This is a genomic window from Allobosea sp. 05T439, from assembly GCF_056396005.1.
Genome location: NZ_JBFTKP010000013.1, coordinates 56,115 through 69,546, shown reverse-complemented (window position 1 = coordinate 69,546; position 13,432 = coordinate 56,115). Strand labels below are relative to the sequence as shown.

The 13,432-nt window shown below is 65.1% G+C and carries 9 protein-coding genes and 1 tRNA gene; 5 read left to right on the top strand and 5 right to left on the bottom strand.

What is annotated here, in order from left to right; all coding sequences use genetic code 11:
- The first annotated feature begins 151 nt into the window (after nt 1–151).
- On the top strand, nt 152–826 hold the full coding sequence (locus AC1DIO_RS16875; RefSeq protein WP_476853722.1) for an RraA family protein: 675 nt from the start codon (nt 152–154) through the stop codon (nt 824–826).
- Nucleotides 827–1,137: 311 nt separating this feature from the next.
- Here AC1DIO_RS16875 and AC1DIO_RS16870 read toward each other — a convergent pair.
- Nucleotides 1,138–1,212 (bottom strand) — tRNA-Glu (locus AC1DIO_RS16870).
- Between the two features lie 131 nt (nt 1,213–1,343).
- Nucleotides 1,344–3,146, bottom strand: coding sequence for a single-stranded-DNA-specific exonuclease RecJ (recJ, locus tag AC1DIO_RS16865; protein WP_476776364.1), 1,803 nt, complete (start codon nt 3,144–3,146; stop codon nt 1,344–1,346).
- Nucleotides 3,147–3,262: 116 nt separating this feature from the next.
- Between recJ and AC1DIO_RS16860 the strand changes: the two genes are divergently transcribed.
- The 3 genes from AC1DIO_RS16860 to AC1DIO_RS16850 all read left to right on the top strand — a co-directional run bounded on the left by AC1DIO_RS16860 (nt 3,263) and on the right by AC1DIO_RS16850 (nt 8,497).
- Entirely contained in the window at nt 3,263–4,918 is a 1,656-nt protein-coding gene (locus AC1DIO_RS16860) for an FAD-binding dehydrogenase (protein ID WP_476853721.1), read from the top strand.
- Between the two features lie 225 nt (nt 4,919–5,143).
- Nucleotides 5,144–6,829, top strand: coding sequence for an aspartate-alanine antiporter (gene aspT / locus AC1DIO_RS16855; RefSeq protein WP_476776362.1), 1,686 nt, complete (start codon nt 5,144–5,146; stop codon nt 6,827–6,829).
- Between the two features lie 18 nt (nt 6,830–6,847).
- Nucleotides 6,848–8,497, top strand: coding sequence for a bifunctional aspartate transaminase/aspartate 4-decarboxylase (locus tag AC1DIO_RS16850; protein ID WP_476853720.1), 1,650 nt, complete (start codon nt 6,848–6,850; stop codon nt 8,495–8,497).
- A gap of 268 nt (nt 8,498–8,765) precedes the next feature.
- On the opposite strand, the gene AC1DIO_RS16845 is transcribed toward AC1DIO_RS16850, so the two are convergent.
- Nucleotides 8,766–9,320, bottom strand: coding sequence for a hypothetical protein (locus AC1DIO_RS16845; RefSeq protein WP_441490920.1), 555 nt, complete (start codon nt 9,318–9,320; stop codon nt 8,766–8,768).
- Between the two features lie 176 nt (nt 9,321–9,496).
- Nucleotides 9,497–11,170: a dihydroxy-acid dehydratase gene (gene ilvD, locus AC1DIO_RS16840; RefSeq protein WP_476853719.1), complete on the bottom strand. Its 1,674-nt coding sequence runs from the start codon at nt 11,168–11,170 to the stop codon at nt 9,497–9,499.
- Between the two features lie 120 nt (nt 11,171–11,290).
- Between ilvD and AC1DIO_RS16835 the strand changes: the two genes are divergently transcribed.
- Entirely contained in the window at nt 11,291–12,184 is an 894-nt protein-coding gene (locus tag AC1DIO_RS16835; RefSeq protein ID WP_476776360.1) for a LysR family transcriptional regulator, read from the top strand.
- 227 nt (nt 12,185–12,411) lie between these two features.
- On the opposite strand, the gene glpX is transcribed toward AC1DIO_RS16835, so the two are convergent.
- Entirely contained in the window at nt 12,412–13,407 is a 996-nt protein-coding gene (glpX, locus tag AC1DIO_RS16830; protein ID WP_069881040.1) for a class II fructose-bisphosphatase, read from the bottom strand.
- Nucleotides 13,408–13,432: the final 25 nt, after the last annotated feature.

The following is a 13,432-nucleotide window of genomic DNA, read 5'->3' as shown; positions in this document are numbered from 1 at the left end:
GATCACGTTTTCTGCGTTTTGACGATTTCGTCCAAACGCAGCGTGATCGAGCCGGCCTCGCCCGTCATTGCCCCAAACGGGGCAATCCCTCGGCGCCACCACGGATGCATCTCGACCCCGGCTGGCTGGCGCAGACAGCAAAGGATAGCTCATGCTCGGATTTCGGATTCTCAAGCGTCGCCGCCAGGTCGACAGCAGACTCATCGCGCGTTTCCGCGCGTTGCCGGTGGCCAATGTCAGCGATTCGATGTCGCGGATGACGGCGGGCGGCGCTTCGCTTCGCCCGCTTCATCGCGGCGGCGTCATGGCCGGGCCGGCCATCACCGTCAAGACACGCCCCGGCGACAACCTGATGATCCACAAGGCGCTCGATCTCGCCGCCCCAGGTGACGTCATCGTCGTGGATGCGGGTGGCGATCTCACGAACTCGCTGATCGGCGAACTCATGATCTCGCATGCGCAGACGCGTGGCATCGCCGGCATCGTGCTCCACGGAGCAGTGCGCGATGCCGCCTGGATCCGCGAGAACGACCTGCCGATCTTCGCAGCGGGCATCAGCCATCGCGGCCCCTACAAGGACGGGCCGGGCGAGATCAACGTTCCGATCTCGATCGAGGGCATGGTGATCGAGCCCGGCGATCTCGTCATTGGCGATGACGACGGCATTCTCTGTGTGCCCTTCGACCACGCCGACGCGATCTATGAAGCCGCGCGCAAGAAGCACGAGGCGGAAGAAAAGAAGATGCTGGCGATCAAAGAGGGCAAGGACGATCGGAGTTGGATCGATGCAACTCTTGCCCGCCTGGGATGCGCCATCGAAGCCTGACAGCGGCAAGCTGCACCCGCGTCGTCATCCCCCGCGGTCGGCTCGTCCGCCTGGGGAGATGACGCCGTTCGTTCCCGGCGACGAGCCGATGGTCACGAGGACGGGCTCAGTGGCTCGTATCTGAKATCAACAATAGAATCGTCTCACGAAGGGGAAGCGACGGCACGGCCCTCTCCTGCTGCCCACGCGCTGCGTCGGCGACCTGACACGATGCCTCTGCAGCACGGTGCAAGGGGGCATCGTAGGCACGTCCCGGCCGCCCTTCAGCGAATATCCCGATTTTTCAGATATTTAACACCCCATAAGGAGTGTGGCGCGGCCTACGGGAGTCGAACCCGTCTCCCCAGCGTGAAAGGCTGGTGTCCTAACCGATAGACGAAGGCCGCAAGGCTTCGGTTGCAATTCGTTGCAACCCATCGGAAGCGGGGCGAGCTATAGTGCGACATTCCCGGATCGGCAAGCCTGAGTTTGGCAAATTCTCGACGCCAGATAGCAGTCATGCACAGGCCAGATGGGCTCACACCACCCGGGCAAGATCGATCACCCGCACTTCCACGGTTTCCTTGCCGCCCCAGCGGTTGAGGGTGAGGCTTGCGGCCAGATGCACGCTTTCGCCGCGTGCGGCCAGTAGCGCACGGCCCAGCGGTTCCTGGGCCACGCGGAAGGCAATACCGCCGATCGTGGCGCCATCGCCGCTGCGGAGCTTGATCCTGACATGGCCGCCGCTGCCGATCTCGACTGCATCGACCAGGCGATGCGAGGGAAAGACGAAGACGGGCTCGGGGCAGCCGGCGCCATAGGGGCCGGCCTTCTCGATTTCCGCCAGCAGGCGGGGATTGGCGCCGCCCGCGCTCATCGCCGCATCGACGAGCAGCGATTCCGATTCGCGCGCCTGGGCGACCTCCGGAGCGAGACGTTCGGCGAGAAAGGCATGGAAGGCCGTATCCTGCCCCGGGGCCAGCGTGACGCCGGCCGCCATGGCGTGGCCGCCGCCTTTCACCGCAAGCCCCGCGTCCACCGCCTGCCTGACGGCGCGGCCGAGATCGACGCCGGCGACCGAACGGCCCGAGCCGGTCGCGCCGCCCTCCCCGTTCTGCGCCAGCGCAAAGGCTGGGCGGCGAAAACGCTCCTTGAGGCGCGCCGCGACGAGACCGACGATGCCGGGATGCCAGTCGGCCGAACGCGCCAGCAGGACCGGCAGGTCCTCAGCTTTCGTCAAGGCGTACTCGGCCTGCGCCACCGCCTCCTCGACGGCGAGCTTCTCGATCTCCTGCCGCTCCTGATTCAGGCGGTTAAGTTCGGCGGCGATGCTGCGCGCCTCGATCTCGTCGGCAGTCATCAGCAGCCGCGCGCCAAGGCCGGCATCGCCAATGCGTCCACCCGCATTAATGCGCGGCCCGAGCAGGAACCCGAGATGCCAGGGCTGAACAGGGCCATCGAGCCCGGCGACGTCGAGCAAGGCTGCGAGGCCCGCCCGCGTGCGGCCGCGCAGCATCGCGATGCCCTGCCGGACGAAGGCGCGGTTCAACCCCTTGAGCGGCACGACATCGGCAACGGTCGCAAGTGCGACGAGATCAAGCGAGGCGAGCAGATCCGGCTCGGCGCCACGCTGCGCCCAGAAGCCCTGCCGACGCAGTTCTCGGGCGGTCGCGACCAGCGTCAGGAAAACGACCCCGGCGGCGCAGAGATGGCCGAGCCCCGAGAGATCGTCCTGCCGGTTCGGATTCACCAGCGCCTCGACCTGCGGAAGCTGTTCAGGCGCCTGGTGATGGTCGAGCACGACGACATCCAGGCCGAGCCGGCGCGCTTCTGCCAGCGGTTCATGGCTGGTCGTGCCGCAATCGACCGTGACGAGCAGCGTCGCCCCCTCGGCGGCCAGCATGCGGATGGCTTCGCTGTTGGGGCCGTACCCCTCGATCAGCCGGTCCGGAATGTGAATGCGCGGCCGGGCGCCGGCATCGCGCAGAAAACCCGCCAGCAGGGCGGAGGAACAGGCGCCGTCGACGTCGTAGTCCCCGAAGATCGCGACGGCCTCTCGTGTTGCAACCGCGCTTGCCAGGCGCGCGGCAGCCGCATCCATGCCGACCAGGGTCGAGGGGTCGGGCAGGAGATCGCGCAGCTTCGGCTCGAGATAGCGCATGGCATCGGCAGCCTCGACGCCGCGTCCGGCAAGCACGCGTGCCACGATATCGGGGAGCCCTTCGACCTGCGAGAGGGCCTCGGCACGGCCGAGCCCTGCGGCATCGAGCCGATCACGCCAGATGCGGCCGAGCGCCGAGCTGGTGACACCGAGAAAAGGGCGCTGGGCAATCATATTCATACCCAAGGGGTTCGCGCAGCCCGGGCCATTCGTCAACCGGGGCCGGGCCGCCTTGTCGCCGCAGACGGTGTCGCCATAGTGGTTGCGGGGGAAATGGCCTGGCGAAGGGGCTGATCATGCCGCTCGATGCAGATGTCATCGTCATAGGGGCAGGCCTCGCCGGCCTCGTCGCCACGGCAGAGCTTGCCGATGCCGGGCGCAGGGTCATCCTGCTCGACCAGGAGCCGGAACAGTCGCTCGGCGGGCAGGCCTTCTGGTCCTTTGGCGGGCTCTTCCTGGTCGATTCGCCGGAGCAGCGCCGGTTGCGGATCCACGACTCACGTGAGCTTGCACTGCAGGATTGGTTCGGCTCGGCCGGCTTCGATCGCGACGAGGACGAGTGGCCGCGGCGCTGGGCAAAAGCCTATGTCKATTTCGCAGCCGGCGAGAAGCGCAGCTGGCTGCACCGCCAGGGCATCCGCTGGTTTCCCATCGTCGGCTGGGCCGAGCGCGGCGGCTATCTCGCAACCGGGCATGGCAATTCGGTGCCGCGTTTCCACGTCACCTGGGGCACCGGCCCCGGTCTGCTCGAACCCTTCCTTCGACGCGTGCGCGAGGCTGCGGCAAGCGGGCTGGCTTCGCTGCGCTTCCGCCATCGCGTCACCGGGCTGACGAAGAGTGCAGGCGCGATCGACGGCGTCGAGGGCGAAATCCTGGAGACGAGCGGGGTCGGACGCGGAGAGGCGAGTTCCCGCGGCATCGTGGGCCGGTTCGCGCTGAAGGCCCAGGCCGTGATCGTCTGTTCGGGTGGCATCGGCGGCAATCATGACCTCGTGCGGCGACACTGGCCTGCGCGACTGGGTACGCCGCCGAAGCGCCTGCTGTCGGGCGTACCGGAGCATGTCGACGGCAAGATGCTCGGGGTCACCGAAGCGGCCGGCGCGCGCCTGATCAATGGCGACCGGATGTGGCACTATGTCGAGGGCATCCGGAACTGGAGCCCGGTCTGGCCGAAGCACGGCATCCGCATCTTGCCCGGCCCCTCCCCGTTCTGGTTCGACGCGCGCGGCAACCGACTGCCTGTGCCGCTCTTTCCCGGCTTCGACACGCTCGGAACGCTCGAGCACATCATGAAGACCGGCTTCGACTATTCCTGGTTCGTGCTCGACCGGAGCATCATCGCCAAGGAATTCGCGCTTTCCGGTTCGGAGCAGAATCCCGACCTTACCGGCAAGAGCTGGCGCAAGGTGATCGAGCGCGCCACTGCCGGCATTCCGGGTCCGGTTCAGGCGTTCATGGACAAGGGCGAGGATTTCATCGTCGAGGCGGAGTTTTCGCGCCTCGTCGCGCGCATGAATGCCCYGACGGGCGACAACCTGATCGACGAGGCGCGTCTTCGCGCCGAGATCGAAGCACGCGACCGCGAGGCCAACAGCGCCTTCGGCAAGGACCTGCAGCTGACGGCTCTGCGCGGCGCACGCGCCTATATCGGCGACCGGTTGATCCGAACCGCAAGGCCGCACCGGATCCTCGATCCACGGCACGGCCCGTTGATTGCTGTGCGCCTCAACATCCTGACGCGCAAATCGCTGGGCGGGCTTTTGACCGACCTGTCTTCGCGCGTGCTCGGAGACGATGGATCGCCTCTAGCCGGCCTCTATGCGGCTGGCGAAGCGGCCGGGTTCGGCGGTGGCGGACTACACGGCTATCGTGCACTCGAAGGAACCTTCCTTGGCGGCTGCCTGTTCTCGGGCAGGATTGCCGGACAGGAAGCAGCGCGCGCGGTTCGCTGAGTAGCGCCGGCGACCTCGCCCTGAGCGACATGAGACAGCAGCGTCCCGGCCAAATTTAGAGAAAAGCGAGAAGAACAGCGACATTCCTCGCTTTTTAGACATGTCGTTCCGCAAACATAGGGCAGATGCAGGGCCCTCATGCCGTTCCGGCACTTTTAGCTTGCAACCGTAGCCGAAGCTGCGAAGTTCCTCAGCGGAAGACTTTGTCGATACCAAGGAGGCTCCGTGTCCTGGGTTCACTCTGTCCTGAACCAATCCCCCGAGATCGCACTCTTCTTGTCGCTGGCGATCGGATACTGGATCGGCAAGTTCCAGTTCGGGAAATTCCAGCTCGGCGGTGTCGCCGGCTCTCTGCTTGTGGCGGTCGTGATCAGCCAGGTCGGCGTCTCCATCGACAACGGCATCAAATCGGTCCTCTTCGCCCTGTTCATCTACGCGGTCGGTTTCGAAAGCGGGCCGCAATTCTTCCGCTCGCTCGGCCGCCAATCGATCCGCGAGATCGTCATGGCGGCGGTCCTCGCCCTCAGCGGCCTAGCGACCGTCGTCGTGCTGGCGCGGGTGATGGGGCTGGATAAGGGCCTCGCAGCCGGCATTGCGGCCGGTGGCCTGACCCAGTCGGCCATCATCGGCACCGCGAGCGCCGCCATCGGAAAGCTCGGCCTCGCAGCGGAAGAGGTGCAGCGCCTGCAAGGCAATGTCGCGGTCGGCTACGCCGTCACCTATATCTTCGGCTCGTTCGGCGCGATCATCGTCTGCGTCAACGTCCTGCCCTGGCTGATGGGACGGACCATCCGCGACGACGCGATCAAGGCCGAGACCGAGCTTCTGGCCGGCGCCAAGATTTATGGAGCCGGCGAACATGCCGCTGCTCCCGATCTCGTCGGACGGATCTTCCGCATCGAGGCCGGAGCCGGCAAGACCGTCGAAGACCTGGAGGCGAGCGCCCCGTCCCCCGTCAGCATCGAACGCGTCAAGCGCGGCGGCGCCTTGATTGCGGTGCAGCCTTCATTGCCGCTGACGGCCGGCGACATCGTCCTCGTCATCGGCCGACGGGTCGGCGTCGTCGGGCTGGCTCCCAAGTTGGGGGCCGAGCTGCAATCCTCGGAAGGCATGGATGTCATCGTCGTCACGCGCGACGTCGCGATCACCAATCCCGATTTCGTGCGCAAGACAGTCGCCGAAATCAATGCGGCCACCGCGGGGCAGCTCCGCCACGGCATCTATGTCATCGAGGTCAAGCGGGCCGGCAAGCCGATCGTCCTGAAAGGCGACACGATGATCGAGCCTGGCGACGTCGTCACCCTCTACGGCACGTCGGACGATGTGCAGCGCATGGCACGGATCGTCGGCAGCATCATCCTGCCCAGCGACAAGACGGATTTCGTCTTCCACGGCTTCGGCCTCGTCGTCGGCCTGCTGATCGGTCTTCTGGTCGTTCGCATCGGCTCGATCCCGCTGACGCTCGGCAGCGGCGGCGGCGCCCTGCTCTCCGGCCTCGCCTTCGGTTGGTATCGCAGTCGCAACCTGACGGTCGGCAACATGCCGACGCCGGCCTCGACCCTGCTGCGGGATCTCGGCCTCGCCGGGTTCGTCGCGGTCGTCGGGCTGCAATCGGGCCTGCAGGCGGTCAGCACGGTCCTACAAAGCGGCGTCTCGATCTTCATCGCCGGGGTCATCGTGACGATCCTGCCGCTGATCATCACCATGCTGGTTGGCCGCTACATCCTTCGCTACGACAACACGGCCATTTTCGCCGGTGCCCTTTCCGGCTCGCGCAGCGCCAATCCCGCCTTTGGCGAGGTGCTCGACAAGGCCGGCAACTCCATACCGACCACGCCCTTCGCCATCACCTACGCGCTGGCGAACGTGTTCCTCACCCTGCTAGGTCCCCTCGTCGTCGCCTTTGCCTGAACCAGCCGGAGACGCCCCATGACCATCGACTATTCGCAATATGCCAAGCTGAGCCCCTTCGAGCTGAAGGACGAGCTGATCAAGCTCGCCTCCAGCAGGGAAAACCGGCTGATGCTGAATGCCGGGCGCGGCAATCCGAACTTCCTGGCGACGCTACCGCGACGGGCCTTCTTCCGCCTCGGCCTGTTCGCCGTCGCAGAAGCGGAACTCAGCTATTCCTACATGCAGAACGGCGTTGGCGGGTTGCCCAAGATCGCGGGCATCGAGGGCCGCTTCGAGCGCTTCACGGCCGAGCATCGCGATCAGCAGGGCGTCGTCTTCCTCGGGCGCGCGCTGAGCTATGTCCGCGACCAGCTCGGTCTTTCAGCCTCGGATTTCCTGCATGAGATGGTCGAAGGCATCCTGGGCAGCAATTACCCCGTGCCGCCGCGGATGCTGAAGGTCAGCGAGGACATCGTCCGGCAATACATCGTCAAGGAGATGATCGGCGGCTTCCTGCCGGCGGCGAGCATCGATCTCTTTGCCGTCGAAGGCGGAACCGCCGCGATGACCTATATCTTCAACACGCTGAAGCAGAACGGCCTGCTCAAGCGCGGCGACAAGGTCGCCATCGGCCTGCCCGTGTTCACACCCTATATCGAGATCCCGGAACTCGACGAATACGGGCTGGAAGAAGTCGCGATCAACGCCGACCCCAAGCAGGACTGGCAATACCCGGACAAGGAGCTCGAGAAGCTCAAGGACCCGGCGATCAAGGTGTTCTTCTGCGTCAACCCGAGCAACCCGCCTTCCGTCAAGATGGACGACCGTAGCCTGGATACGGTCGCGCGCATCGTTCGGGATCACCAGCCCGACCTCACCATCCTCACCGACGATGTCTATGGGACCTTCGCCGATAATTTCCGCTCGCTCTTTGCGATCTGCCCGCAGAACACCATGCTGGTCTACTCGTTCTCGAAATATTTCGGTGCGACCGGCTGGCGGCTCGGCGTGATCGCGACGCACAAGCAGAACATCTTCGACGATCAGCTCGCAGCCTTGCCAGAGTCCACCAAGGTCGCGCTCGACAAGCGCTACGGCTCGCTGCTTCCCGATGTGCGTTCGTTCAAGTTCATCGATCGGCTCGTCGCCGACAGCCGCACCGTTGCACTCAACCACACGGCCGGCCTGTCGACGCCGCAGCAGGTGCAGATGGTGCTGTTCTCGCTCTTCGCGCTGATGGACGAGGGCGATAACTACAAGACCGAACTCAAGACGCTGATCAGGCGGCGCGAAGCGGCGCTCTACCGCGAGCTCGGGCTTCCGCCTGAAACCGGGCCGAATGCCGTCGACTACTACACCTTGCTCGATCTCGAAGACATCGCGCGCAAGCTGCACGGCCCCGAATTCGCGGCCTGGGTGAAGGATCGCGCGAGCGCCGGCGACCTTCTCTTCCGCATCGCCGACGAGACCGGCATCGTGCTCCTGCCCGGTCGCGGTTTCGGCACGCAGCAACCGGCAGGTCGCGTCTCGCTCGCCAATCTGAACGAGTTCGAATACGCCCGGATCGGCCACGCCTTGCTTGGCATGGCCGACGAATTCTATGCGGAGTTCAAGAAGAAGGGCGGGAAACCAGCCAAGGCCAAGGATTCAGCCGCGAAGAAGCCAGGCAAGAAGAAGAAATCCTGAACCCGATCGCACGCTAAATCATCGGACCGGATATCGTATCCGGTCCGATGATCTAACCTTCTGCGTTTGCATAGGCTTTCCCGAAAACCGCAATCCACTTTTCGGGCCGATGCTTTAGGCCATCGGCCGCATCATCCCTCACCGCAACGTTCGGTTTTGGATGATGCGGCCGGATGGGTCCGGATAAATTCCGTGATGTTTTCCTGTTCGGGAACGCCGATCGGAGACGGGGCCTCACGGCGAACCGCAGCGCCAGCCGAGTCAGCGATCAAGGGCCGATCACGGTTCCCCGGGCCCGGCCACCGGAGACGCGGCAGGAGCAGCCCGTGCCGACCAATCCCGCGTCGATCAGCGCGCAGGTCCTGACCGGCGTCGCGCAATAGCCGCCGACATCGCTCGAGACGGGCGTGGAATAGGCAGGGTAGCTATAGGAGTAAGCATAAGGAGACTCGTACGGATACGAATAGTCGTATCCGTAATACGGGTAGGCAGCCGAGGCCGCGATCGCCGTGCCGGCAACGAGACCGGCCGCGCCCCAGCCATAGCCGTAACGGGAGTAACCCCAGCCGCGACGCCAGCCCCAGTAGTTTCCTGCCCGCATATAGGGTCGGTTCCAGCCGCCTCTCCAGCCGACGCCGCGATATCCGTACCCTCCAGGCCGGAACCCGACGCCCCGCCCGTACCAACCGCCGGCGCGCATGCCACCATGCCAGCCGCCGCCATGGAAGCCCCCTCCGCCGTATCGTCCCTGGGCGGATGCATCGTCGACAGCGACAGTGACAAGGGGAAGGACTGAAGCCGCAAGAAGTAGGATGTGGCGCATGGCACGCTCCCGCGACGGAACACACCACAATCATAGCGCGAAGGAGGTGGCCGGGGATCCCTCGGACGGCACACGTTTCAGCGATTGCACGAATACGCGGCGAGCAGGCTGAATGAAGAATGGCCGGGACGAGCCCGGCCATCATCAAAGGCGTTCCTTCGGAACCTCCTTCGGAATTATCCCGTCACCGCACCCTCGCTGGCGGAGCGTGCGAGCGCCGAATATTTTGCCAGCACGCCGCGCTTGTAGCGGGGCTCCGGCTGCGTCCAGGCAGACCGCCGGCGTTCGATCTCGGCCGCGTCGACATCGAGCTGCAGGAGCAGCTTGTGAGCGTCGATCGTGATCTGGTCGCCTTCGTGGACGAGCGCGATCGTGCCGCCCTCGAACGCCTCGGGCGTGACGTGGCCCACGACCATGCCCCAGGTGCCGCCGGAGAAGCGGCCATCCGTGATCAGGCCGACGCTGTCGCCGAGGCCACGGCCGATGATCGCCGAGGTCGGAGCCAGCATCTCAGGCATGCCCGGCCCGCCCTTCGGCCCGAGATAGCGCAGGACCACAACGTCGCCGGGGCGGATCTTGTCGGAAAGGATCGCCTCCATCGCCGATTGTTCGTCCTCGAACACCCGAGCAGGACCGCTGATGACGGGGCTCTTCAGACCCGAGATCTTGGCAACCGCTCCGCCCTCCGCGAGATTGCCCCTGAGGATGGCGAGGTGGCCTTCCTTGTAGAGCGCCCCGCTGATCGGGCGGATCACCTCCTGCGAGGCCCGCGGCACATCCGGCACATCGGCCAGCTCTTCCGCCATGGTGCGCCCGGTGATGGTCAGGCAATCGCCATGCAGGAGCCCGGCGGTGAGCAGGACTTTCAGCACCTGCGGGACACCGCCGGCCTGATGCAGATCGACAGCCATGTATTTGCCGGAGGGCTTGAGGTCGCAGATCACCGGAACCTTGCGGCGAACGCGCTCGAAATCGTCCAGCGTCCACTCCACCTCGGCGGCGTGGGCGATCGCCAGATAATGCAGCACGGCATTGGTCGAACCGCCGGTCGCCATGATCAGCGCGACCGCGTTCTCCATCGACTTTCTGGTGACGATATCGCGCGGCTTGATGCCCTTCTTCACCGCCTCGACCAGAACGCGGGCCGATTCAGCGGTGCTGTCGACCTTCTCCTGATCGGGATTGGCCATGTTGGAGGAGTAGAGCAGCGACATGCCGAGCGCTTCGAACGAAGAGCTCATCGTGTTTGCGGTATACATTCCGCCGCAGGAACCGGTCGTCGGGCAGGCGTTGCGCTCGATCCCGTCAAAGTCCTCCTGGCTCATCTTGCCGGCCATGAAGGCACCGACCGCCTCGAAGGCCGAGACGATCGACAGATCCTCACCCTTCCATTTTCCCGGCTTGATGGTGCCGCCATAGACATAGATCGCCGGCGCATTGGCACGCAGAATGCCGATCATGCCGCCCGGCATGTTCTTGTCGCAGCCGCCGAGGACGAGCACGCCGTCCATCCACTGGCCCTGCACCGAGGTTTCGACGCAATCGGCAATGACCTCGCGGGAGACCAGGGAGTATTTCATGCCCTCGGTGCCCATCGACATTCCGTCCGAGATCGTCGGCGTGCCGAATACCTGCGGATTGCCGCCGGCTGCCTTGATCGCTGCGATCGCGGCGTCCGCCAGCGGCTGCAGGCCGGCATTGCAGGGCGTGATCGTCGAATGCCCGTTGGCGATGCCGATCATCGGCTTGTCGAAATCGGCCTTCTCGTAACCCAACGCGTAATACATCGCGCGGTTCGGCGAGCGGGCGATGCMCTGGGTGATATTCTTGGAACGTTCGTTGAAGGGCATGGGCGTGTGCTCCCGGTCGGCGGCAGTCAGAGGTGACGAGGCAGTTTTAAAGCCACTCCAATCTAATGAGAAATATACTTTTCTATCGCCATTAGGTCGCAGGGCATATTAGAGGATCCCATGGACCTCCGTCAGCTCCGCCATTTTCTCTCCGTCGCAGAAGAGCTGCATTTCGGCCGGGCTGCCGAGCGCCTGGGCATGACGCAACCACCCCTGAGCCAGTCGATCCAGGCCCTGGAGAGTGAATTGGGCGTGCAACTCTTCGTGCGGACGAAGCGCAGCGTCGCCCTGACGCCCGTCGGCCAGGAATGGCTTGCTCACGCACGTGCCGCTCTCGACAAGGCCGCGGGGTTGCCGGAAACCGCCCGCCGCCTCTCGCGCGGCGAACTCGGCAGCCTGCGCCTCGCTTTCGTCAGCACGGCCGATTACAGCGTGCTTCCCGGGATGGTCAGCCGGTTCCGGCAGAGTTTTCCTCATGTCGCGGTCTCGCTGCGCGAGGCAACCAGCGACATCCAGATCGAGGCGGTGCTGACCGACGAGATCGACGTCGGCATGATCATCGCCCCCGACCGCAAGGCCCTGCAGGCCACGCTCAATTATCGCCCGCTCCTGCGCGAGCCCTTGGTCGCCGCTGTTCCCGAGGCCTGGATCGCGGCCCGCCGCCCGGGTTTCACCGCCGAGACCTTGCGCGCCGAGGCGATCATGGCCGCGCCGCTCATCCTGTTTCCGCGCCATATCGCGCCTGCATTCCACGACATCGTGTCGGGCTACTTCGCCGAGCATGGCGCGCCCCTTGCCGTCCATCAGGAGGCGATCCAGATGCAGACGATCATCGGGCTCGTCGCCGCCGGCATGGGAATCGCGCTGGTGCCGCAATCCATGACCAACCTGCGCCGGCGCGGGGCGCATTACCTGCCTCTGCAGGATTCCGCTCCGGAGATCGAAACCGGCCTAGTCTGGCGCGCGGCCAACAGCTCGCCGACGCTGCAGCGCTTTCTCGAGATCGCGTCCTAACGCATTGGCCCGAAAAGTGGATTTCGGTTTTCGGGAAGCCCGATGCAGCCACGGAAGGTTGGATCATCGGCCGGATACGATATCTGGCCCGATGGTCCAGGCGCCGTTCCTGCAAGGATGAGCCTGCTCCCGCGGCGCGGCTAAGCTGCCCCCCAAACAGCAACGGCCGGGACATGCCCGGCCGTCGTTCGAAATCCTGTCCTGGCGGGGCGCTCGGCCTCGCCGTCTCAATCGAGCTTGAACTTGCCGAATTCGCGGTGCTCGCCATAGATGCGGCGGACGGTGCCGGTGATCGAGCGGTAGACGATGGTCTCGGTCTCGATCACGTCCTTGCCGAACTTCACGCCTGACAGCATGCCGCCGTCGGTGACGCCGGTGGCAGACACGATGACGTCGCCCGAGGCCATTTCGGACATGTCGTATTTCTTGTTCGGATCCAGGACGCCCATGCCATGGGCGCGCTTGCGCTTCTCCTCGGTGTCGAGGATCAGGCGCCCCTGCATCTGGCCGCCGACGCAGCGCAGCGCAGCCGCCGCCAGCACGCCCTCGGGCGCGCCGCCAATGCCCATATAGATGTCGATGCCGGTCTTGGCAGGCTCGGTGCAGAAGATCACGCCGGCGACGTCGCCATCGGTGATCAGGCGGATCGACGCACCGGTCTTGCGGATCTCCTCGATCAGCTTGGCATGGCGCGGACGGTCCATGACCAGTGCGCTGATCTCATGCGGCTTTACGCCCTTGGCCTTGGCGAGCGCATGGATGTTGTCGGTCGGCGACGCGTCGAGATCGATGACGCCCTGCGCATAGCCGGGGCCGATCGCGATCTTGTCCATGTAGACGTCGGGCGCATAAAGCAGCTTGCCGGCTTCAGCCATGGCCATGACGGCGATGGCGCCGGGCATGTCCTTGGCGCAAAGCGTCGTGCCTTCGAGCGGATCGACGGCGATGTGGACCTTGGGCCCGTGCCGGTTGCCGACCTTCTCGCCGATGAAGAGCATCGGGGCTTCGTCGCGCTCGCCCTCGCCGATGACGATCTCGCCATCGATGGGCAGGCGGTTGAGCTCGCGGCGCATGGCATCGACCGCTGCCTGGTCGGCTGCCTTCTCATTGCCATGGCCGCGCAGGCGCGCTGCGGAGACCGCTGCACGCTCGGTGACGCGGACCAGTTCCATCGACAGATAGCGCTCGATGATATGGGATGAGGCGATGGTGAGTTCGGACATGAGGCTCCCTCGAACTATTCAGCAG